This is a genomic window from Rufibacter sp. LB8 (assembly GCF_014876185.1).
Taxonomy (GTDB): Bacteria; Bacteroidota; Bacteroidia; order Cytophagales; family Hymenobacteraceae; genus Nibribacter.
The window spans coordinates 2876864-2900212 of the sequence record NZ_JADALJ010000001.1 but is presented as its reverse complement, the minus strand read 5'-3'; the positions used below and the strand labels follow the sequence as shown (position 1 = coordinate 2900212).

Below are 23349 nucleotides of genomic sequence, written 5' to 3'. Positions count from 1 at the left end.
TGGAAGTGGTACAGGCAATGAAACTGCCAGGTGAGTGCCTGCCGTATATTTTTCAAAACCAGAAAGGAAGGACCGGGTATAGTAAATATTAAATATTTTAATTTTATTGTACTACCCGGAACCAACTGGCCCGAAAATCCTTTATTCCCCTGTAGCAGCAGATCACATCACCCCCATGATTGACATCACAGACGAGTTATACCAAGACATAGAAGCCGTCAGGCAGATTTCCCTTATCCCTACCATGCTCAGAGTTGTCACCCAGACCACGGGCATGGGCTACGCGGCCGTGGCCCGGGTGACCAATGACCGGTGGGTGGCCTGCAGCGTGCATGACGAGGTGAACTTTGGCTTGGGCGAAGGCGGCGAACTGCCCATTGAGACCACGCTCTGCAATGAAATAAGAGACCACCGCCAGCCCATTGTCATTGACAACGTGGCAGAAGACTCTCAGTACTGTGACCACCATACGCCCAAAATTTACGGGCTGCAGAGTTACATTTCCGTGCCGATCATCTTAAGAAACGGCGCTTTTTTTGGCACGCTCTGCGCCATAGACGCCCGCCCGGCCCAGGTGAACACAGAGAAAGTGGTGGGCACCATGACCATGTTCGCGGAGCTGCTGTCTTTCCATCTGGAGAGCCTGGAGCTGCTGCAGCAGAGCCATACCCTCAACCTGGACCTTCGGCGCCAGAACAAAGTGCTAACCAACACCAACTTTGACCTTGACAATTTTGTCTATACTGCCGCGCATGACTTAAAATCGCCGGTAGCCAACATTGAAGGCCTGCTAGACGTGCTGGAGCAAGTGGTGCACCAAGACCAGATAGACAAAGAGGAAATGGACCAGGTGATTACGCTTATGCGGTCATCGCTGGGCAGGTTTGGCGGCACCATCAAAGACCTCACGGCCATTGTGCGCGCCAGCCAGGACTATGACGAAGACCCTACCGAGGAAATTGACCTGCTGGAGATGATCAGCCAGGTCAAGGAAGACCTGAACCACCATTTGCTGGAATCAAAAGGCAAGATTAAAGTAGAAGTGCCCCACGGCCGAACCCTATCTTTCTCGCGCCAGAATTTCAAGAGCATTCTCTACAACCTCATCAGCAACGCGCTCAAGTACCGTTCCCCGGAAAGAATGCCCGAAGTGTTGGTGAAGCTGGAGCAGATAGACGGGCGGCAACATTTGTCTGTGACAGACAACGGTCTGGGCATTCCGGAAGACAAACTGGACAAGGTGTTCACCATGTTCAAGCGGTTCCATGACCACGTGGAAGGCAGCGGCCTGGGCCTTTACATTGTCAAAAGGCTGGTGGAGAACCGCAACGGCGAAATGCGCGTGCGCAGCACCGTCAACCAAGGCTCCACGTTCACCATGGTGGTATAGGTTGTTCCTGTTTTCGGGCTCATTTCCAGAAACGAGGCCAAAAACGGAAAGCAGTTACCGCCTGCTGGCCACGGGCGCAGATCCGGCAGCCTGCGGCGGGGCCGGGTACAGTACTTTCCTGATTTCCTCCAGGTAACTCAGGCTTCCGTTGGGCAGGTTGCTGAGCACAATCAAGGCGCTGTGTTCTTTGGGGTTGCGCAGGAAATACGTGGAGAACCCGTGCCACAAGCCGCCGTGGTACACCGCGGTGTCACCGTTGGGCAACGGCTTGATGCGCCAACCAAAACCATAATCCTCATCATTCTGTTTTTTGTTGATGCGCATGCCCGTGAAGGCTTCTTTCAACGTCTCCCGCGAAACCAGTTTCTGGGTGTACAGCGCTTGGTCCCACTTTAACAAATCTTCCACGGTAGAGTAAATGCCTTTGTCGCCCAGCACGGTGTCTAGGTAATCTGAGGTGCGTTTCTGCCGGAAGCGGGTGTGGCCGGTGGCAATCTTGCCGGTGAGCGTGGCCACATCTGGGCTATACGTGAAGGTGCGTTTCATGTCCAGCGGTTCAAAAATGCGTTCGCGCAGAAACTCACTGAACGGCTGCTTGGCCACTTTCTCCACAATAGACGCCAGCAGACTGTAGCCGGTATTGCTGTAGTCAAAGCGCGTGTTGGGCTTGAAATACGGCTTGGGCTGGTGCGCCACCATTAAGTCAATCACGTCTTTATTGGTGAGGTTCTGCTGCCGGTTGGGCCACAGCTTATCCGCGAAATACGTGTAATTACTCAACCCGCTCTGGTGCGTGAGCAATTGCCTGACCGTGATGCCGTGGTACGGAAACTCCGGGAAGAACCGCTGCACGCTGTCATCATAGCTCAGTTCGCCTTCCTCCTGAAGCATCATAATGGCCACCGCCGTGAACTGCTTGCTCACCGACGCCAGCTGGAACGCCGTCTCTACGGTGTTGGAGTCCCGTTTGTAAAAATCAGCCATGCCAAAGGCGCCTTTGTAGATTACCTGGTCATACTTGGTCACCAGCACCGCCCCGTTAAACCCTCGCTTCTTGTTGAAATACTTAAACACGGAGTCCAGCTGCCTGGTCAATTGCCGAATGCTGTCTGGGGTGAAGTTGGCGGGAATGGCAATGGTTTCTTTGGTGTTGTCTTCCTTGTTCCAGAATTTCTTCTTGCCGGTTTTCTGGCAGGAGGAGAGGCATAGCAAAGCACAGATGAAGATGTAAAAGGCGTTTTTTAAGCGAAGGAGAATCATACCAGCGGGCCAACCATTGAAAACGGAATTTTAAAGATAGTCAGCAATGCGTGTAGAGACAAGGCACTGCCTGGTCTCTACGACAGAAATTGATTCATTTCTCCTCGAATGCACCCGAATTCAATAAAACTGGTCTTTCTCCCAAGTCTCAGGGTTGTGGAGAATATACTCTGAAATATGCTGGAAGGAATTCTTGTCTCTGATGATATGGTCATGAAACCTGGCTTGCCACGAAAAATCAGCATGAATCTTTCTGGCCTGTTTGGTAACCGCAGATTTGTATGACCCAATAATTGAAGACAGCGTGTTGGTGCCTTGGTTCTGGAATCTACTTTTGCCAATAGCGTTCCTGGCCTGCGTAGAGACAAGGCAGTGCCTTGTCTCTACAGGTGTTTCAGATTCCTTCTTGTCTATGATTATAATGCCATGCACATGGTTGGGCATGACCACAAATGCGTCTACTTCAACAAAAGGGAAATGAACCGGTATTTCATTCCAGAAGCTTTTTGCCAAAATTCCTATCTCTGACAAGTGCATTCGGTTGTCTGAAATTTCACCAAAAAAATGTTCCCGGTTTTTGGTACAGAGCGTGACAAAATAGGCCGCATTCCAGCCATAGTCCCAGTCCTGCAAACGGGCAGAAGGAACACGGTATTTGTTCAGGAATCTCTCTGCATCTTCCATTTTTGGAGATACAGTAGCTCCAGAATTTTTGTTCTGATATGATTATCTGGAACACGTAGAGACAAGGCACTGCCTTGTCTCTACACGCATTGCCTTCTTTATCAGAATTTCCCGTTTTCGGCCTCCACTCTTCATACCCACCCAAAAACACCCGCTTTTGGTTTCTCCCACCTAATTCCTGAACTTTGCCGCGTGAAAGTACTTCGTAAATTATTGGTCAAGGCGCTGGGGTTTGAGAGCTATCTGCGTCTGGTGAGCCGTCTGTACATCATCATGATTGGCACGGGCCGGGGGCGGGAGAAGTACCCAGAGCTGTTTTTCTTGCGAAAAATCATTAAACCGGGGTCCACGTGCCTGGACATTGGCGCGAACTTGGGCTATTATTCCACGTTTTTGTCTCGGTTGGCCGGGCCAACAGGACAGGTGCTGGCGGTGGAGCCGGTGCCGTTGTTCGGGAAGATTTGGACCGACAATGTGCGGGCCAGTGGCGTGGCTAACCTCACCCTGCTACCGTTTGCGCTGGGCGGCGAGAACACCACCATTGAGATGGGCACGCCCCTGCGCGATGGGCTGGTGCACCACGGCATGACCAAAATTGCCAGCAGCGCGCAGGAAAAATACGCCCAGACCTACCAGGTAGAAATGCGAATTCCCGATGAACTGTTCCAGGACCTGGAGCAGCTGGATTTCATAAAGTGTGACGTGGAAGGGTATGAACACCAGGTCTTTGCGCACCTGCAGGAAACTATAAAACGCCACAAACCGTTAATTCAGACAGAGCTCAACGGGCAGGAGAACCGCCAGAAGGTGGTGGCTATTCTTACCAATTTAGGCTACGGCGTGTACAAGTTACAGGGCGGCCAGACGTTATCTCCTTGCCCCCCCGCAGAAATTGACCAGTACCAGGGCGGCGATTTTTACTTTAAACCAAACCCAACTCAGACTTGAAGACCTTTTTTATAATCATAGCCATTCTCTTCGCGCTGCGGTTCATCATGCCGTACGTGATGAAATACCTGCTCAAGACGTTTGTACAGAAACAGATGCGCAAAGCGCAGCAGTTCGCGCAGCAGGGCAGGGGCCAGGCACCACCGTTCGGGCGGCAAGCCCCACCGTTTCAGAGCCAAGCAAACAGAGCGCCCAAAGGCAAGGTGAAGGTGGCTTACGTGCCTGAGGAACAGCGGCAGCGCAAGGACTTCCCCGGTGGCGAGTATGTGGAGTATGAAGAAGTGAAATAAACCTAGTATCTTTCAAGCCCGGTGCCCGCAGCATCGGGCTTTTTATTGCAAGCAAATCCCATCATGGCCACTTCTTCTAAACTCGATTTCAACCGCCACGTGTTGCCGCACCTGCTAGTGCTCCTCTTTTTTGTGCTGCTGGTAGTAGCGTATTTCTCGCCGGTATTCTTTGACGGCAAAACCCTGATGCAGAACGATGTGATGCAGTTCCAGGGCGGCGCCAAAGAAATAGCCGATTATCGCAAAGCCACCGGTGAAGAAGCCCTTTGGACCAATTCTATGTTCAGTGGCATGCCCGCCTACTTAATCAGCGTGCAGTTCTCCGGCGACTTGTTCCGGTTTGTGCATGATTTATTTACCGCCGGTTTGCCCTTGGTGGCCTCCAATGTGTTCATCACGCTGGTTTGTGCCTATGTGCTGTTCTTAGTGTTAGGCCTGCGGCCGATGCTGGCGGTAGTGGGCGCGGTGGCCTATAGCTTCGTTTCCTACAACTTTATCATTCTAGAGGCGGGGCACAACACCAAATCTTTGGCCATTGCCTATCTGCCGCTGGTACTAGCGGGTTTGTTGTACGCCTACCGCAAAAACATGTGGCTGGGCGCGGCGCTTTTCGCGTTTGGGCTCACCATGCACATGCGCACCAACCACATGCAGATTACGTATTACCTGCTGTTGATGGTGCTGATTTTCGGGATTGTGGAATTGGTGGCCTGGTCCAAAGAAGGCCGTCTGCCCGAATTCTTTAAGCGTTCTGTGTTATTGGCCGTTGGTGCCGCTTTGGCCGCGGGCGTAAGCTTTGGACGAATCTATACCACAGCTGAGTACGGTAACTATTCCATTAGGGGAGCCTCTGAACTAACCCAAACGGCTGAGTCGCAAGCCAAAATAGGCACCGGACTTGACCGCGAGTATGCGTTCCAGTGGAGCTACGGCGTGGGCGAAAGCATGACGCTCTTGATTCCCAACTTCTACGGCGGCGCCAGCCAGGGCCCGCTGGGAAAAGGCTCTGAAACCTATAAAGCGTTGCAACAAGCTGGTATGCCGGCCGGTCAGTTAGACACGGCCACCATGCCGTATTACTGGGGCGACCAGCCCGGTACCAGCGGCCCCGTGTACATGGGCGCTATCATTTGTTTTCTGTTTGTGCTGGGAATTATGGTGATGCCCCGCCGCACCTGGATTTGGCTAGTGAGCGCCACCGTTTTGTCTTTGCTGTTGAGCTGGGGTAAGAATTTTGAGGCCTTCAATTACTTTATGTTTGACGTGTTCCCGGGCTACAACAAGTTTAGGGCGGTGAGCATGGCGCTGGTGATTGCGCAGGTGTCTATGGTGCTGCTGGCTATTCTGGCTTTGTGCCGCGTGCTGCAGAACGAACCTATCATCAACCTTCAGAAGAAACTCTTGATTGCCCTGGGCGTGACCGGCGGACTCTGCCTGGTGTTTGTCTTGTTGGCTGGTACGTTTGACTACACCGCCGCCGTGGATGAACAATTGCTTCAGTACCAGTATCCCGTCAACGAGATTAGAGCAGACAGAGAAGCCATGTTGCGCGGCGATGCCTTCCGCTCGTTAATCTTCATCTTACTGGCTGCCGTGGCGCTGTACCTGTATTCCAAGCAGAAATTATCGTCGTTCATGGCCACGGCTGCGGTGGGTCTGTTGATTCTGATTGACCTCTGGACCGTGAACAAGCGCTACCTCAACAACGGTGATTTCCAGAAAGACTACACCAGCAGCTACTTCCAGCCTACTCCTGCAGATCAAGCCATTCTGCAGGACAAAGACCTGAGTTACCGCGTGTACAACGTGGCCAATCCGTTTAATGATGCGCGTACGTCTTACTTCCACAAGTCTATTGGCGGGTACCATGGCGCCAAACTGCGCCGCTACCAAGACGTAATTGAGCAGCACCTGGCGCCTGGCAACATGAATGTACTCAACATGCTCAACGCCAAATACGCCATCACGGGCCAAGAGCAGCAGCCGGTGCAGATGATCCCCGGCAACCTGGGCAATGCTTGGTTTGTAACCGAAGTGCAGCCCGTGAGAACCCCCGACGAGGAACTGGCCGCCCTTAAAAGCTTTGAACCCGCCGCCGAAGCCATTGTGGATGTCACGAAATTCCCGAATGTAAAGGTTCAGAATTATCCTTCAGAAGGTTCCAGCATCAAACTGGTAGAGTATCAACCCAACTACTTGAAATATACTGCTAACGCTGCGCAGGCTGGTCTGGTGGTCTTCTCTGAGATTTACTACAAAGACGGCTGGCAAGCTTTCATAGACGGCCAACCCGCCGACCACTTCCGAGCCAACTACATCCTGCGCGCCATGAACGTTCCCGCCGGTCAGCATACCATTGAGTTTCGGTTCACGCCAGAGGAATACACCTTGGGCAACACCGTTTCCATGATTTCCTCGGTGCTGTTGCTGGCTGGTTTGGCCGGAGCGGTGTTCTACGGGTTCAAGCGTAAACGCGAAACCGTTTAAGTAGACTTATATCGGTCTAGTTTTAAGCTGCATTGCTTCGTAGGGACAGGGCTTGACCTGTCCTTGCGCATTCCGGATCACCACGCCTTGCCGAAGACGTTCACTGATTGTGGCTTGGTTTGCCAAAGGCTACGGTAACCGCCTGGGACAGGTCAAGCCCTGTCCGTACAGGGAATGCGCCACTTCTAGATAGACCCTCACCCTAACCCTCTCCCAGGGGGAGAGGGGATTTTTGTTTTTCCGTTTTTGGCCTCGTTTCCAGAATTGAAGCCGAAAACAGGGCGTTTTTGTGCCTAGTCTTTTTTGTGATTTTCCATGCCCACGCCGCTCCAGACCTTACATGATTCGTTGCTTTCTGAGAAGAAAGTGACCTTGTCGGTGCTGCGCGAAGATTTGCTGCATCCCACCATTCCTGGGAACAAATGGCGTAAACTGAAATACAACCTGCAGGCGGCGCGGGAACAGCATTGTAACACGCTGGTGACGTTTGGCGGAGCGTTCTCCAACCATATTGCTGCCGTAGCCGCTGCCGGAAAAGAGTTTGGGTTTGCCACCGTGGGCTATATCAGGGGCGAGGAAACACTGCCGCTCAACCCTACTTTGCAGTTCGCCAAAAGCTGCGGCATGGAACTGCGCTATCTTTCCCGCGAGGAATACCAACTGAAAGATGATTCCCGTTTTCGGGCTCAAAACCTGAAACCGAGCCCAAACCAGTTCTTGTTACCAGAAGGCGGCACCAATCAATTAGCCGTGCGGGGCTGCACCGAGATTGTCACGGAAATCACTGCGCCATGGGACGTGCTCTGCGTGGCCGCGGGCACCGGCGGAACCTTGGCTGGCCTAATTGCAGGTGCAGAGGGCCGAGGGCAAATCATCGGGTTCCCCGCATTAAAAGGCGGCGATTTTCTACGTTCAGAAGTGGCGGGGTTAGTGCAGGAATTCTCTGTCCAGCCATATGATAATTGGGAGTTGCAGACAGATTTCCACTTCGGCGGTTACGCCAAACACACCCCAGAATTGCTGGCCTTTATTCAAAACTTCTATAACAAGCACGGCATTTTGCTTGACCCGGTGTACACCGGAAAAGTGCTGTTTGGCGTGTTTGACTTGATTCAGCAGGATTACTTTTCGGAAGGAACTAAGATTATTGCCGTGCATACCGGTGGGCTGCAAGGCTGGGCTGGGTTCAAGCAGCGGTATAGATTAGATTGGCCAGGAGAGGATTTGATGCCGTAAGGAGCGCAGTTTTCTAGTCCTTTTTATGTCATCATGAAAGGACCTTGTGGGCAAACTAGAAAGGCCGTGGCTATTTGGTTATTTAAATCAGCAGATGTAAACATCCCTCTTCGCCCCCTTCAAAGGTGGAATCTGCGTTTGGTATAGGTTCTTACTAAATCCAAAAATCTGTAGTGTTACTAGCACAGACTATAGATCCACTTAGTCAACAATCAACAATCAACAATTCCCCGTTTTTGGCTCCGTTTCCAGAATTAACCCCGAAAACGGAAAGAGACAACCTTCGGCTCGGTTTTCGCTTATATAGGGGAAACCTTATCTTGCCGCATGCGACTTCTCTATATCCTCCGTAAACTGATTCCGTGGTTACTTATCTTTTTGGTGGCGTTCTTCGGCTGGCGCGCTTGTCAGGGGCCGTTGGGCGATTTATTCTTCGCAAAAAAAGAGCCTACCGTGGAAGTCACGCACAACACCATTCTCACCAAGATTGAGGAGATGGGCAAGTTGGAGTTGGTGCGCTTCAACTTCAAAGACGTGGTGGAATACAAGAAAGAAGTCTCACGGTTTCTGCCAGATTCTAAAGTGGCGTTGATTGTGGGCGGCGAAGCGGTGGGCTGCATTGACCTCCAGAAATTACAGGCCAGCGATCTGCAGTTTATTGGCGATTCAGTGCTGCACATCAGTTTACCCGCACCAGAGATTTGCTATTACCGCATTGACCACACGCAGTCCAAAGTGTTCGGGAAGGAGAACACGTATTTCAAAGATGCTGAGTTGGTAGACGAAGGCTACAAATACGCCGAGGCCAACGTGAAACAGGCGGCCCTGAACAGCGGTATTTTAAAGCAAACCTCCATCAACGCAGAGAAAATCCTGAAGCCCATGCTGGAGAACATGACCGGCCGGAAGGTGTACCTGATGCCTAGGGAAATTATGGCTGCCCCGCCAGTTCCTAAGAAACGGTAAGTTAATTGTTGGTTGATTTTGGAGTTACTCTCTCACTCTAACCCTCTCCCAGAGGGAGAGGGGATTGCGCTATTCCGTTTTCGGGCTCAATTCTGGAAATGAAGCCGAAAACGGAGTTCCCACATCTTCAAATCTACACATCTCCAAATTTTCAAATTGAATTAGCACCTTAAAGAATTAGCACATTAAAGCCCCAATTCCTTCCAGGCGTCTTGGATGATGTCTAGTTCATAGCCTTTGCTTTGCAGAAAGTATTGGATTTTCTGGCGACGGGCCATGGGGTTGCGTTCGCCTTCTGTCTTGTTTTTCTTTTCCAGGAGGTGCAGCAGGTTTTCATAGTATTGGTCGGGGTCAATTTCTTGCAGGCCTTTTCTGATGCAGAAGTCTGAGATGCCTTTGGCTTTGAGGCCTTGCTGAATCTTGCGCCTTCCCCAGCGTTTGAGACCGTATTTCCCGCGCACGAAGGACTGCGCGTAGCGTTCCTCGTCCAGCAGTTTCTCCTGCGTGAGCCTGATGATGATTTCCTCGGCATCGTCTAACTCCAGCCCATAGTCCAGCAGTTTGGCGCGCACCTCGTTCTGCGTGCGTTCCTGGTAGGCGCAATACGCCGCAATCTTGGGCAGCGCTTCTTTGGGCGTGTAGGTTTTCTTTTTCTTGGGAGAGAACACAGGTGGTTTTTTTAAAGGCAAGACACAAAATGTAAGAAGCAAGATTTTTAAAATCGATGCAAAATATCCTGTGTATTATGTCTTGAATCTATTGTCTACTCAATAACCAAAATTACGCAAAAACAGTTTGCCTTGGCGCGAGTTATCAATAGGAATAAAACGGATTTTGGGTGGTTTCTGCCGGAATTCCCCGCACCTTTGCGCCTTCAATTCTTACCGCTTAGTACCATGACCAAAGGGGTGCAGTTCATGCTGCTGTCTACGTTTTTTTTCGCGTTGATGAACGTGTGCGTGAAATTTTTGACGCACCTGCCGCCCATGGAAATTGTGCTGTTTAGGTCAATTATCTCGCTCACGCTGAGTTATGCCATGCTGCGCCGCGCCAAGGTGATTCCGTGGGGAAACCGCAAACTAATCTTGATGGGCCGTGGGCTGGCGGGCGGGCTTTCCTTGTTGTTTTACTATACCACCTTGCAGAACATTCCGCTGGCCGGGGCCGTGACTATTCAGTATTTGGCACCCATTTTCACGGCCTTGCTGGGCGTGTTCATTGCCAAGGAGAAAGTGGCGCCGTGGCAGTGGGTGTTTTTTCTGGTGTCGTTTGCGGGCGTGTTGGTGATTGAAGGCGTAGATACGCGCATTTCCAGTTATTATCTGATGATTGGCGTGGCCAGTGCGCTGCTGTCGGGGTTGGCGTATAATTCGGTGCGCAAGTTAAGCGAGACTGAGCACCCGCTGGTGATTGTGTTTTACTTTCCGTTGGTGTCTTTGCCGCTATCTTTGCTGTTCTGCGTGTTTGACTGGGTACCGCCAAGGGCGGAAGATTGGCTTTGGCTGGTCCTGATTGGTTTGCTTACGCAGTTGGGGCAGTATTTCATGACCAGGAGTTACCAGGTAGAAAAACTGGCGCGGGTGGCCAACCTCAACTACATCGGTATTCTGTACGCGCTGGCGCTGGGGTTTGTGTTCTTCGGGGAAACGTTTCCGGTGGGCGCGTATGTAGGCATTGCCTTGGTACTGTTGGGCGTGCTGTTGAACATGTGGTACAGCAAAAGACTCAGACTAAAAGAAGCCGCGCAGGCAACCTGAACGCTGGTTTTGGCATCATTTACAAAACAGAGCCCGAAAACGGACTTCCTGCCGGTGCCTTCTCCTAAAGAGCGCGACCTGCCTTTTTTGATTTGTTTTCCGGCGTAAGAATATGTTGTTCCTCGCTACTAATGCGTTACCTGTAAAACTTGCGCCCTTTATGTTGTCACGTGTACCTGCTTCCCTTGCCTTTCTTCGTTTCAGCATCTTCTTGTTTTTTGTAGTTGGGGCCGTTTTTTCGGCGCAAGCCGGAAGCATTAAAGGCAAGGTAATTGATGAAAAAGGCGAAGGCCTGGGTTTTGCCACGGTCTACTTGCAGGGCACTAACTTGGGTTCCACCACCAACGAGCAGGGCAATTATCAAATCTCGAATCTAGACGCGGGCAAGTACACACTGGTGTTTCAGTTTGTGGGCTACAAAAGCCAGAACAAGGAAATTGAAATCACTGACAGCCCCGAGCCGCTGGTCATCAACATGCAACTCTTGCCAGACGTCTATAATTTAAACGAGGTGCGCGTGAGTTTGAGCGGCAAAGACCCGGCTTACGGTATTATGCAGCAGGCCATCGCCAAACGGAATTACCACCTCAAAGAAGTGGAGGCTTACACCGCCCAGGTGTACATTAAAGGCTTGCAGCGCTTGCTCAACGTGCCCAAGCGTGTGCTGGGTGTGATAAAAGTGCCGGCGGGCCTCAAACCGGGTATTCTGTATCTGTCAGAGTCGGTGGCCGAGCTTAATTTCATGCAGCCCAACAAGTTCCGGGAGCGCATGATTTCGTCTAAGGTGAGCGGCAACAGCCGGGCGTTCAGTTTCAACAAAGCCTCAGATTTCAGCCTGAATTTCTACCAGAGTTTGATTAAGGCCCAGGGCATAAATGAACGCGGGTTTGTATCACCCCTGGCGGGAAATGCCATGTTATTCTACCGCTATGAACTGATGGGCAGCACCCAGAACAACGGCCAACTGGTGCATCGCATCAAAGTCACGCCCATCAGAAAACATGATCCCGTGTTCACGGGCTACGTCTACATTGTGGAAGGCTCCTGGCGGCTGCACAGCTTAAATCTCTTTCTGACCAAAAACCAGCAGGAATTTGTAGACACCTTGCGCGTGACGCAGCAATTCACGCCCGCGCCCGGCAATGTGTGGGTGTTGCAGTCACAGAAATTCACTTTTGACTTAGAGGGCTACGGCTTTAAAGGCAACGGCTATTTTCTGGCGGTGTACAGCAAATACAAAGTAAGACCGGCGGCGTTTGTGCCCAAAGAAGCCGCCCCTGCGCCCGCCACTGTACCCGCCACGCCAGAACCGCCCCTTGCCGCTTCCGCTCCTTCTGCCAGAAAACCCACCAGAAAAGAACTCAAAACCCAGAAAAAAACCGTGGCAGCAGACGGTGTGCCCACGGCTGATTTCTTCAAGAAAAAGGAAGTGCTGGTGATAGAGAAGGAAGCCAATACCCAAGACACTTCGTATTGGAACGATGTCAGGCCCGTACCGCTCACCGAGGAAGAAGTAACCGATTACCAGGTGAAAGACAGCCTGCAGGTCATCAAAGAATCACAACCTTACAAAGACTCACTGGACCAGGAGAATAACAAGTTGGGCGTCTCTGATTTGCTATTGTCGGGGTACTCGTACCGGAACTCGTTTGCCCGCACCAGCTTCACCATTGACCCTATTACCCAAATCTGGCAGTACAACACCGTGGAAGGTCTGGTGGCCAATCTGCGCATTGGCTACACCAAACGCTTTGAAGACCGCCGCAGCTACACGCTTTCGCCCACGCTGCGGTACGGGTTTAAAAGCAAAAAAGCCTACGGCCAGTTGTCTGGTTCTTACAACTATGATTTGGTGAACCGCCGAAGCGTGGGTTTTGACGGTGGCCACTTCGTGAGCCAGTTCAACGGTGCCAACCCCATTACGCCGTTCATCAACTCGGTGTATACTTTGCTGGTGGAGGAAAATTACCAGAAACTCTACCAACGCGACTTTCTGCGCCTCTGGCATAATCGGGAACTGCTGAACGGGCTTTCGGCCACCATTACGCTGGAGTACGCCCAACGCAGCATGTTGCAGAACAATACCAATTTCACGCTGCGTGACCGCGATCACAAGGTTTTCACCCCCAATGAACCCGTCAACGCCGAAATCGCCAGCACCGCCTTTGACAGAAACCAAACCTTGGGCATGTACCTGTCTTTCTCCTATAGGCCGGGGGTACAGTACATTTCGCACCCAGACCGCAAGATTAACCTGGGTTCTAAATGGCCTACCTTTACTTTACTGTACCAGAAGGGCATTCCTAACGTGCTGGGCAGTGACACCGACTATGATTTCCTGTCTTTGGGCATGCGCGATGACCTGCAATTAGGCTTGTTGGGTACCAGTACTTATTCTGTGAACGTGGGCAAGTTTCTGCGCAACAACAAACTATATTTTATGGATTTCCGGCATTTTGAGGGCAACCGCACCATTTTGTCCGGGGATTTCAGCGGGTTTCAGTTGCTGGATTATTACCGCTACAGCACCAAACAAAGCTACATAGAGGCGCATTACAGCCATTTCTTCAATGGGTTCATCCTCAACAAAATTCCGCTGCTGCGCAAACTCAAATGGCAGGAAGTGGGCAGCTTGAACTACCTGCATACCAAAGCCGCAGGCCATTACCTGGAACTGGGCGTGGGCATTGAGCACGTGTTCAAAATCTTCAGGGTAGATTTCCTGACCGGGTTCCAGGAGCGCCAGAAAGTAAGCTCCGGCATTAGGATTGGGTATGGGTTCTAAAGGAAAGCGGTTTTGTGGCCACGCCCGTTTACCACTTATGCATTAAGCCAACTGTAAAGGCCGATTTAGAGTATAGCTAGAACTAGATACTTTGCCGAGTGCCGACTGATCTGAATTTCTATAGGTGACCAATCATTCAGGCACGTTTGCGCCCGAACTACTTTGGTACTTCTGTGCGCCGGCAAAGGTGAAAACAACGTTTCTAGGGGTAGGTTTCTGGTAGCCTAAGTCCATAGAGGCATTTTTACTGGGTAGGTATGGCATTTCATAGAGTAGCAAAGCTTTTATTTCAGTGGACCATCATTATCCCGGTGCTGGCGTGGGGTCTGTATTTTTCGGGCCTGATTCAAGACAGTTCCATTGTTCAGATAGTGGCCAGCGTGTTGCTTATTTTCAGCGTGATGTCGGCGGTGCACCATTCTGAAATTATTGCGGGCAGGGTGGGCGAACCGTACGGAACCATTATTCTGGCGCTGTCCATCACCGTGATTGAGGTCTCCATTATTATTTCTTTGATGATGACCGAAGGTGAAGCCGCTGCCTCGCTGGCCCGGGACACGGTGTATTCGGCTACCATGCTTATTCTGAACGGTATTGTGGGCCTTTGTCTCTTGATTGGTGCCTTAAAGCATTATGAACAGGATTTCTCCAAGCCGTCGGTGACTATTGCCTTGGTGTCATTGATCTCCATTATTGTGTTCACGTTGGTGTTTCCTACGTTTACCAACAGCGTGGCGGGTTCTTATTATTCCATGCCGCAGCTGGTATTTGCGTCTATTGCGTGCCTGGTGATTTACGGCAGTTTTCTCTTTGCCCAGACCAAAGGTTACCGGCAGTATTTTCTAGCCGAAGACAACCAGGACGGTGAAAAGACCAAACCTTTGGTCATTAGTAACCGCCAGTTTTACACCAGTTTTCTGTTTCTGCTCATCTGTCTGGGAATTGTAGTGCTCTTGGCCAAAACGCTATCGCCCACCATAGAAAGCATTATCACCGGCTATAACTTGCCCAAGACATTGGTAGGGGTAATCATTGCCGCCATTATTCTCCTGCCCGAAGGCATTGCCGCCATTATTGCCGCCAGCAACAACAAACTGCAGACCAGCATTAACCTGTCATTGGGGTCAGCCCTGGCCAGTATTGGCCTGACTATTCCAGCCGTAGCGGTGGTGTGCAGTATCTATGACTTCAAGCTTATTTTGGGGCTCGACATCAAATCTATCATTCTGCTGGGCTTGTCTGTGTTTACCGTCATGCTGTCTTTAAGCGGCGGCCGAACCAATGCGGTGTACGGTGTGGTGCTGCTGGTGAACCTGTTCGCGTTTATCTTCTTGATGGTGTATCCGTAAAGATAGGTTAGACGAGCCGGGACTTCAACAGAAGCCATTGTTCGCCTGTCTCAGGAACTTTTAAAGACCGAAGAAATGGACGAGAAATATGTAGTGCCGGCCCAGACGCGCATTGGTCACGTACACCTGAAAGTAGCAGACCTGGACCGCGCACTGGCCTTTTACTGTGACTTACTGGGCTTTGAGATCACCACTTTGTACGGCAGCCAAGCGGCGTTTATCTCTGCGGGTGGCTACCACCATCATATTGGCCTGAACACCTGGCACAGCAAAGGCGCAGCGCCCGCCGCGCAAAACGGCGTGGGCCTGTACCACACTGCTATTCTTTACCCCACCAGAAAAGACCTGGCAGTCATTTTAAACAGACTTCTTGCCGCCAACTATCCGTTGTCAGGGGCCAGTGACCATGGCGTTTCTGAGGCGCTGTACCTCAATGACCCAGACGGCAACGGCGTGGAACTCTACTGGGACCGGCCCAAAGAACAATGGCCTTCCAAACCAGACGGTTCGCTGGAAATGTACACCCATGCCTTGGATTTGGAAGATTTGCTGGACGAGCTAACGTAAAGCAGGCGCCGGCTGCGCCCTGGGTTGGCTGTTCGGTTTATTTAATATATTCGCGGCGGCACAGTTATACTGGGGAGAGGGGAATACTGTGCGGCGGGTCCGTAAAAAACACCTATGAACTATCTTTTCGCGCTGTTGTGCTTTCTCTCTGCCCTCACTTGCCTGGGCCAACAACCAACTCCTGCCGCTGACTCGTTGCGCAGACACTACACCCAAGACATGAAAGCCGTGAGCCAGGTGTTTGAGCAACAGTTCTACCCCAACCGGCCGGCCATTTATGCCCTGAGCGAAGGCCCATTCCTGGCAAAGATTGATTCGTTGAAACAGCCTTTCCTATCTATCCTGCAGAAATATTCCTCGCCTTTTCAAGCGCTAAATGCTGCTTTTATCCCAACCGAGCAGCGTGATATTGGTTATTTCTTTGACGCCATTATCCTGAATTACCCGTATTTCCATGAAAACCACACCCATAAAAAAGTTCGGCTTTCAGCGGCTACGCAGGCCAGGTTAGACCAGCACTTAAAAGAGTTTAACAACCCGGCGCTGCTGACCAGCCAAGATTTCAGGGGCTACGTGCAGGCATTTCTTCGGCACCAATCTTCAGAGGAGGTGAAAAAGCCGATATACAAAAAATCAGACAACAAACGGCTAGACGCTTACCTGGCCCTGGTGCCCACGTATTTCACCAACCAAGCGTGCCGCGACTATTGGCAGTACCATTACCTGCGAGCGCATTTAGAAGATTGGGGAAGCAAAAACATTGGCCCAGCCATTAAGTCGTTTGTAGCCACCAGTCAAAATGCCACCCATACCAGAACCATTGACAGCCTGTACACAGAAAGCGCCAACTCGTACCAAGGCCATGTGATCAAAACCTACAAAACGGTAGATGGCCATGCGCTAGACCTGCACCTTTTTTTGCCGGATAGCACCTATAAAAACGCCAAAAGACCGGTAATGGTGTTCTTCAGCGGCGGAAGTTGGACCCAAGGCACACCCGAATGGAATTTCTATAACGCGGCAGCCTATGCCAGGAAAGGCTGGGTGGCTGTGGCCGTGGAATACAGAATTGCCGACCGCCATGAAACCACACCCTTTGAGGCGGTGAAAGACGCCAAAAGCGCTATCAGGTGGTTACGCATGCACGCCGCTGCCTATAACTTAGACCCCAACCGTATAGTAGCTTCGGGGAATTCAGCGGGTGGGCATTTGGTGCTTGGGGCCGCTCTGGCAGAAAACATCAATGAACGCACCGACGACCTGCGCATAAGTTCTGTGCCTAATCTGCTGTTGGTAAACGCCGGGGTGTATAATATGCAGGCAGACGGTAGCACCAGCTGGATCAGCAAAGGCCTCAAAGACAAAAACGACGTCCAGAAAATCTCCCCGCAGCATCTCTTGAAGAAAGGCCTTCCGCCCATGTTGCTGTTGCACGGCACCCATGACCAGAGCGTGGAGTACCAGACGGCCAAAATGTTTGCCCAGGCCATGCAGCAATTAGGCAATGACGTTGAGTTCCATACGCTGCAAGGCGCGCCGCACGCCATTTGGTGGGACCGCAGGTTTTCTGGGAAAGTGGCCACGCTCAGAACCGAGTTCCTCAAAAAACACGGCTACGAATAAATTCTGCGGACTGTTTTCGGGCTCAATTCCAGAAACGGAGCCAAAAACGGAAGGGCCAGAAAAAGTGAAACCCGCAGCCAATGGCCACGGGTCCACTCGTCTTCAAACAACCCTATAAAAACACTCTTACAGAGTTCTCAGAGACAGTTTGGCCGTTTTTTCAGCTGGGTTTGGGTCAGAGGTATTGGGGTACGGCTGAACTTCGCTCAGAATAATCTGGTAGTTCTTGCCGCTGAGCCCTACTTCCACAGTGTCTGCAGCGCGAGGGCCGCGGTTGTCTGGGGCTTCCAGGGCATCGCCTAAATAAAGTTGTTTGGTAACCGAGGCCGAACCGTTGATTTCTAGCAGCTGCACGTGCGCAATGGCAGAGCCCTGGCGTATGCAATTGGCGTTCATGGGGCATCGGCTGTCTTCTATCTGCAGCAGTTTTAAGGTGGCGCCGCCCAGTTGCAGGTTTTTCTGGGTGGTCAGCACCGCCGTGGCCTGGGCGCGGGCGTTGGCCTGTTCTTCAGCGGGAAAGATTTCTGAACTGGTGCAGCCGCTGAGCAGCGCACCTGCTAACAATAGAAGAGAGAAACTATATTTCATGGTAAGGGAATCTGGTCTGGTGAAACTTCATTTCCGAAGGCCTTCTTTTACAAGAGCCCGTTGCGCGGGCAATGGTTGCACCACCCAGAAAAAAATCACTGAACAACGGCTTCTTTCTTTTTCTTCTTGCCGATGGGCAGATTGTAGAGCATCACCGACAGGAAAATGACCACGTAGGCCCAAATCTTCCGTTCGCTGGCTACTTCATTAAAGTACACAAACGCCATGGTGAAATTGATAATCGGGTTCAAGTACATCAATACACCCACCGTGGCAGATTTCAGTTCTTTTAACGCGTACAAATTCAGAAACAGCGGAATCACCGTGAACAGCCAACTCAGCAGCGCAATCTGTCCCAGGAAAAAGCCGGTGACGGGTTGCGCTTCCTCGCCCACAAACCACGGGTAACTAGGCCCGATAACCAGAAACGCCAATAGCAACTGCAGCGTGAGCAGTACAATCTTGTCATATTCCTTGAGCAGGCGCTGCGTGATCAGGTAAAAAGCGTAAGACGAGGCAATCAACAGACTGAACAGCAGGTTGTACAAAGAATCTGTGCCCACCAGCAGACAACTCATCAAACTCAACCCCACCGACAGCCACTGCACCACCCGCAACTGTTCTTTGAGCAGCACAAAGCCCAGCGCCGCCGTGAGAATGGGACAGAGCAAATAGGAAAACGATCCGGTCTGAATGTCTACATGGTTCACCACGTAAATAAACGCCAGCCAATTGATGGTGAGCAGCCCGCCGCCCATGAACGTGAACAGGAAAAACCGACGCTTCTCTACCGCGTTCTTACTTTTCACCAGCGCATAGGTCTCTTGCCAGTACTGTCGCCGCACCGTTAGTGAAACCGCCAGCAACGTAAGCACAGCCACCAGAATCCGGAAGTACAGAATCTGACTGCTAGGAAACCCCGCCAAGGCCTTGAGCGGAAACGGAATGAAGCCCCAAATAATAAATGCCGAAATGGCCGCGCCGTGGTATTTGTTGAATTTCACCGGAATGTCTATTTACAAGCCCGCAAAGGTACGCCTTGCTCTTGGGTCTGCCTAATGCCGCGCTGGCGCCTGTTTATTGGTTGAGTTTGTTGGGTTGGAATTTCCGTTTTCGGGCTTGTTTCTGGAAACGGAGCCAAAAACGCAATATTGATTCTATGGCGCGGAAGTTACTTCCGTGACTTACTGCTAAATAGTCACGGAAGTAACTTCCGCGCCATAGAGGTTTTAAATTGTAAAAAGGTAGCGTGGCTGGAGTTGAATCTCTGTTTTAGCGCTCATTTCTAGAAACGAGCCCCAAAACGCAGCTTTGAAATTCCCCTTGCGCGGGTGTCCAGACTCGCCGGTAACCGCCAAAAGAATTGCAAGAATTCTGTTTCCTTGGTCTGTCAGGGTACAGACCCAAGAGGAGGTAAATGACTTAAGTAACTTCCGCTTTCGCTGTTCGGGAGTTCTACTCACGAACCTTGCTGCTGCGGAGTTCCACTCCGCCGTGAACCGAGAGCAGGTGTTGCAGAGGAAGGAGAGTAGCATTTCCCAACCGTATTCTTCCGGAGTAGAACTCCAGAAGAGCCAAGAAACAAGGAGGCCCGGAGACTCCGCCCATCCATCGGTACGAGTTTAGAGACTAGCGCCAGAAATACCCATAATAGCTCCCCTCTCCATTGGGGAGGGGCCGGGGGTGAGGTTTCCGTTTTCGGCTTCATTTCCCAAAACGAGCCCGAAAACGGAATCTTCGAAACAACCTTTAACCCACCCCATGCCTGCAACCTGAGAAAGTTGTTATCTTTGGTTGTCTCTACAAAGGAACCATGCTTACGTTCAAAGAAATAGCCCAGGTGACCGGCGGCATGCTGGTGCAGTACAAACGCCAATACCCCGTGCAGCACCTGGTCGCCGACAGCCGGAAAATCATTCAGGCCAGTAGTTCTGTGTTCTTCGCTATAAGAGGGGAGTACCATGACGGGCACCAGTACCTGCCAGACCTATACACCAGCGGCATCCGGCAATTTGTAGTGGAGGACGCTGACCAGGTCATGGACCTCGCCGCCTTCCCCGATGCCAATTTCCTGCTGGTCAGCCACAGCATTGAAGCGCTGCAGCAAGTGGTGGCCTACCATAGACGCAAATTCAACATTCCGGTCATTGGTATCACGGGCAGCAACGGCAAAACCATTGTCAAGGAATGGCTGGCGCAGTTGTTGAGTGTTTCTGAACGCGTGGTGAAAAGCCCGAGGAGCTACAATTCTCAGATTGGCGTGCCGCTTTCAGTATGGCAATTAAATGACAGCCACACGGTGGGCGTGTTTGAAGCGGGCCTTTCCAAGCCAGATGAAATGGAGAAACTGGCCTCAGTGCTACAACCTACCATCGGTATTTTTACCAATCTCGGCCCCGCGCATGATGAAGGCTTTACCTCTAGAAACAAGAAACTGCAGGAGAAACTGAAACTCTTTGCGGATGTGGAGCAGCTTATTTATTGCGCCGACCAGGTGCCCGTGACCTACGCCGTGCAGAAAGCCAAACTTCCGGCCTTTGCCTGGAGCAGGGTAGCGGGCACGCCCGCGCAAGTGCAGATACAGGTGCTGGAAATGCGGCAGCAGAAGACCAAAATCAGATTTTTCTACCAGGGCCGCGGCCAGGATTTGACCTTGCCTTTCTCAGACGAAGCTTCGCTGGAAAACGCGCTGCATTGCCTGGCTACCTTGCTGTATTTGGGAATAGAACCCGACCAACTGGCCAGCCGCTTTGACCGCCTCACGCCCGTGGCCATGCGTCTGGAGCGCAAAGAGGCCATTAACGGCTGTTATATTATTGATGACACCTACAACAATGACGTGGCCGGTCTGCGCATTGCCTTAGACGTACTTTCGCACCAAGCTAGAAAAGGGCGCAAGACTTTAATTCTCTCAGATTTGCTGGAAGCGGGAATGGAGGAACTGGAACTCTACCAGCAAGTCGCGCGCGAGGTAGCTACGCGGGGCGTGAACCGTGTCATCGGCATCGGCGACATCATTTCTCGGCACCAGGATTTGTTTCCTTCGGGCAGCGAATTTTACCTCGGCACAGATTCTTTTCTGGGGCAGCTCCGGCCCGAGACATTCCGGCAGGAAACAATTCTGGTGAAAGGCGCACGCGTGTTCCAGTTCGAGAAGATTGTGGCCGCGTTGCAACAGCAGGTGCACGGCACCGTGCTGGAGGTGAACTTAGACGCGCTGGTGCACAACCTGCATTACTATAGAGCCAAAGTGCCCGCGCAAACCAAGATTATGGTCATGGTGAAGGCCTTCGCGTACGGCACGGGTTCCTACGAGATTGCCAACCTGCTGCAGTTCCACCGCGTGGATTACCTGGCCGTGGCCTATACAGACGAAGGCGTGGCACTGCGCGAACACGGCATCACGCTGCCCATCATGGTCATGAACCCCAGCCCAGACAGCTTCCTGAAGATGCGGCAATACCACCTGGAGCCCGAGATTTACTCCCCAGACCTGCTGCACCAGTTCCTGGATTATTTCCCAGAGAAGTCTTCCAAAACACCGCACATCCACCTCAAGCTAGACACCGGCATGCACCGTCTAGGCTTTGACGCAGATGAATTACAGGAAGCCCTTGAAGTAATCGCCCAGATGCCGCACGTGCACGTGCAAAGCGTGTTCAGCCATTTGGCCGGTGCCGATGAAGCGTTGTACAATGATTTCACGCAACTCCAGATTTCCAGGTTCAAGGAAATGGCGAAGTTGGTAGAGAAAGAACTGGGCTACACGGTCACCAAACATATTCTCAACTCGGCGGGCATTGTGCGCTTCGGCGAAGAAGCGGCCTTTGACATGGTGCGCTTGGGCATTGGCTTGTATGGGATTGAATCCTCGGGCTTAGACCAAAGCGGCCTGCAAACCGTGGGCAGATTAAAAACCACGGTCTCGCAAGTAAAGCAAATCAAAGCCGGCGACACCGTGGGCTACAGTCGTAAAGGGGTGGCTACTGAAGACAAACAGACCGCCACCATCGCCATTGGCTACGCAGACGGCTATGACCGAAGATTCGGGAACGGTGTGGGGGAAGTGTTGATTAACGGCCAACGCGCGCCCATCATCGGCAACGTCTGCATGGATATGTGTATGGTTGACGTGACTAATCTAGACGTGCGGGCCGGTGATGAAGTAGTAGTGTTTGGTGAAGGATTGCCGTTAACAGAACTCGCCCAGCGCATCGGCACTATTCCGTATGAACTATTAACCAACGTGAGTACGCGCGTGAAACGGGTCTTTTACAACGAATAGCGTTTTCGGCTTCATTTCTGGAAATGAGCCCGAAAACAGAACCTGTAGAGACCAGGCACCGCCTTGTCTCCCGCGCATTCCAAAAAACTCCCCTCCTGTTTTAGGAGGGGTTGGGGGTGGTCAACTCACGCATTCCAAAAAACTCCCCTCTCTGTTGGAGAGGGGCCGGGGGTGAGGCCCTTGTTTTCGGCTCCATTTCCAAAACAGAGCCCGAAAACGCAAAAGCGGAATCCATCCTGAGACAGCTTCCGCTTTTACTTAAAATAGAAAACGGCTTGGTTAGTTTCGGCTATTCAGCTTAGACAGCAGGCGCAGAATCTCAACGTACAGCCAAATCAAAGTCACGGTCAACCCGAAGGCGGCATACCATTCCATATACTTAGGCGCGCCGTACTGCATGCCGGTTTCAATGGTGTCAAAGTCCAGTAGCAGGTTCATGGCCGCCAGAATCACCACAAAAACGCTGAAGATGATACCCGCCATACCGCTGCTGTGCAACAACGGCATGTCCACGCCAAAGAAAGAAAGCGCGAACGAGGCCATGTAAAACACAAAAATCCCGAAGGTGGCGGTGATGATGATAGACTTGAAGCGCTCGGTCACCCTAATCAACCGTGTGCTGTACAAAAGCAACATGCTTCCAAAAATGGTGAAGGTCAGCAGCATGGCCTGCGTGGCGATGCCCGGGAATTTCAACTCCAGCAAACCAGACACGCCGCCCAGGAACAAGCCTTGGAGCGCGCAATAGATAGGCGCAATGTACGCGGCCAGGTGTTTTTTATAAGTAATCAGGAAGGCCAGCCCAACGCCAATCAATGGGATAGAAATCAAGTATGGCACCGGCACCCCCATGTAGGCAAACAAATCCCAGGCGAAAAGCGCGAACGTGAAAACAATGCCCAGCATCAAGGCCGCTTTGGCCATGGTGCCGTTCAGGGTCATCACGCTTCCGCCAGATACTTCACGCTCGGCGGCCGTCTGGGTGAACACTTCCTCTTTCAGGGCGGGGTTGTTGGAACTAAAGAAAGACATGGTCTATTAAGGTGGTTTTATTCGAAATTTAAAGAACTAATACGGCTTCTGCAAGAATCTAGCCACTAAACAGCCTTGGCGCTGGCAAAGGCGCATATCTTT

Annotated in this window: 18 protein-coding genes; 12 read left to right on the top strand and 6 right to left on the bottom strand. The window is 51.7% G+C overall.

Features of this window, described 5'->3' with window-relative positions:
• The first annotated feature begins 175 nt into the window (after positions 1-175).
• Positions 176-1390 carry an ATP-binding protein gene (locus IMY23_RS12230; RefSeq protein WP_192822360.1) on the top strand — a complete coding sequence of 405 codons (1215 nt, stop codon included), beginning with the start codon at positions 176-178 and terminating at the stop codon, positions 1388-1390.
• Positions 1391-1444: 54 nt separating this feature from the next.
• Here IMY23_RS12230 and IMY23_RS12225 read toward each other — a convergent pair whose 3' ends face one another.
• Both IMY23_RS12225 and IMY23_RS12220 read right to left on the bottom strand, forming a co-directional pair.
• On the bottom strand, positions 1445-2650 hold the full coding sequence (locus IMY23_RS12225) for a serine hydrolase (protein ID WP_192822359.1): 1206 nt from the start codon (positions 2648-2650) through the stop codon (positions 1445-1447).
• Between the two features lie 120 nt (positions 2651-2770).
• Positions 2771-3334, bottom strand: a complete 564-nt coding sequence (locus IMY23_RS12220; protein ID WP_192822358.1) for a transposase — start codon at positions 3332-3334, stop codon at positions 2771-2773.
• A gap of 192 nt (positions 3335-3526) precedes the next feature.
• Between IMY23_RS12220 and IMY23_RS12215 the strand changes: the two genes are divergently transcribed.
• From IMY23_RS12215 to IMY23_RS12195, 5 genes are all read left to right on the top strand, one after another.
• Entirely contained in the window at positions 3527-4282 is a 756-nt protein-coding gene (locus tag IMY23_RS12215; protein WP_192822357.1) for an FkbM family methyltransferase, read from the top strand.
• Positions 4279-4572, top strand: a complete 294-nt coding sequence (locus tag IMY23_RS12210) for a DUF4834 family protein (RefSeq protein ID WP_225986494.1) — start codon at positions 4279-4281, stop codon at positions 4570-4572. Before IMY23_RS12215 ends, IMY23_RS12210 begins: the two co-directional genes overlap by 4 nt.
• A gap of 63 nt (positions 4573-4635) precedes the next feature.
• Positions 4636-7059, top strand: coding sequence for a YfhO family protein (locus IMY23_RS12205; RefSeq protein WP_192822356.1), 2424 nt, complete (start codon positions 4636-4638; stop codon positions 7057-7059).
• A 315-nt stretch (positions 7060-7374) separates the two neighbouring features.
• Entirely contained in the window at positions 7375-8295 is a 921-nt protein-coding gene (locus IMY23_RS12200; protein ID WP_192822355.1) for a 1-aminocyclopropane-1-carboxylate deaminase/D-cysteine desulfhydrase, read from the top strand.
• Between the two features lie 327 nt (positions 8296-8622).
• Entirely contained in the window at positions 8623-9261 is a 639-nt protein-coding gene (locus tag IMY23_RS12195) for a DUF4230 domain-containing protein (RefSeq protein ID WP_192822354.1), read from the top strand.
• Positions 9262-9446: 185 nt separating this feature from the next.
• Here IMY23_RS12195 and IMY23_RS12190 read toward each other — a convergent pair whose 3' ends face one another.
• A complete protein-coding gene (locus IMY23_RS12190; protein WP_192822353.1) occupies positions 9447-9929 on the bottom strand; it encodes a regulatory protein RecX in 483 nt (160 codons plus the stop codon).
• A 228-nt stretch (positions 9930-10157) separates the two neighbouring features.
• Between IMY23_RS12190 and IMY23_RS12185 the strand changes: the two genes are divergently transcribed.
• The 5 genes from IMY23_RS12185 (at position 10158) to IMY23_RS12165 (ending at position 17342) form a co-directional block, all read left to right on the top strand.
• Positions 10158-11018 (top strand): DMT family transporter, encoded by an 861-nt coding sequence (locus tag IMY23_RS12185; RefSeq protein WP_225986492.1) that lies wholly within the window; start codon positions 10158-10160, stop codon positions 11016-11018.
• Positions 11019-11178: 160 nt separating this feature from the next.
• Positions 11179-13803, top strand: coding sequence for a DUF5686 and carboxypeptidase regulatory-like domain-containing protein (locus IMY23_RS12180; protein ID WP_192822352.1), 2625 nt, complete (start codon positions 11179-11181; stop codon positions 13801-13803).
• A 257-nt stretch (positions 13804-14060) separates the two neighbouring features.
• Positions 14061-15152 (top strand): calcium:proton antiporter, encoded by a 1092-nt coding sequence (locus IMY23_RS12175; RefSeq protein WP_192822351.1) that lies wholly within the window; start codon positions 14061-14063, stop codon positions 15150-15152.
• A 75-nt stretch (positions 15153-15227) separates the two neighbouring features.
• Positions 15228-15719 carry a VOC family protein gene (locus IMY23_RS12170; RefSeq protein ID WP_192822350.1) on the top strand — a complete coding sequence of 164 codons (492 nt, stop codon included), beginning with the start codon at positions 15228-15230 and terminating at the stop codon, positions 15717-15719.
• A gap of 114 nt (positions 15720-15833) precedes the next feature.
• On the top strand, positions 15834-17342 hold the full coding sequence (locus IMY23_RS12165; RefSeq protein ID WP_192822349.1) for an alpha/beta hydrolase: 1509 nt from the start codon (positions 15834-15836) through the stop codon (positions 17340-17342).
• A 126-nt stretch (positions 17343-17468) separates the two neighbouring features.
• On the opposite strand, the gene IMY23_RS12160 is transcribed toward IMY23_RS12165, so the two are convergent.
• Entirely contained in the window at positions 17469-17930 is a 462-nt protein-coding gene (locus tag IMY23_RS12160) for a hypothetical protein (protein WP_192822348.1), read from the bottom strand.
• A 95-nt stretch (positions 17931-18025) separates the two neighbouring features.
• Positions 18026-18934 carry an EamA family transporter gene (locus IMY23_RS20325; RefSeq protein ID WP_370589846.1) on the bottom strand — a complete coding sequence of 303 codons (909 nt, stop codon included), beginning with the start codon at positions 18932-18934 and terminating at the stop codon, positions 18026-18028.
• An 809-nt stretch (positions 18935-19743) separates the two neighbouring features.
• Between IMY23_RS20325 and IMY23_RS12150 the strand changes: the two genes are divergently transcribed.
• Positions 19744-22215, top strand: coding sequence for a bifunctional UDP-N-acetylmuramoyl-tripeptide:D-alanyl-D-alanine ligase/alanine racemase (locus IMY23_RS12150; protein ID WP_192822347.1), 2472 nt, complete (start codon positions 19744-19746; stop codon positions 22213-22215).
• 279 nt (positions 22216-22494) lie between these two features.
• Here the strand turns inward: IMY23_RS12150 and IMY23_RS12145 are convergent, their stop codons facing one another.
• Positions 22495-23247, bottom strand: coding sequence for a Bax inhibitor-1/YccA family protein (locus IMY23_RS12145; protein WP_192822346.1), 753 nt, complete (start codon positions 23245-23247; stop codon positions 22495-22497).
• Between the last annotated feature and the right edge of the window lie 102 nt (positions 23248-23349).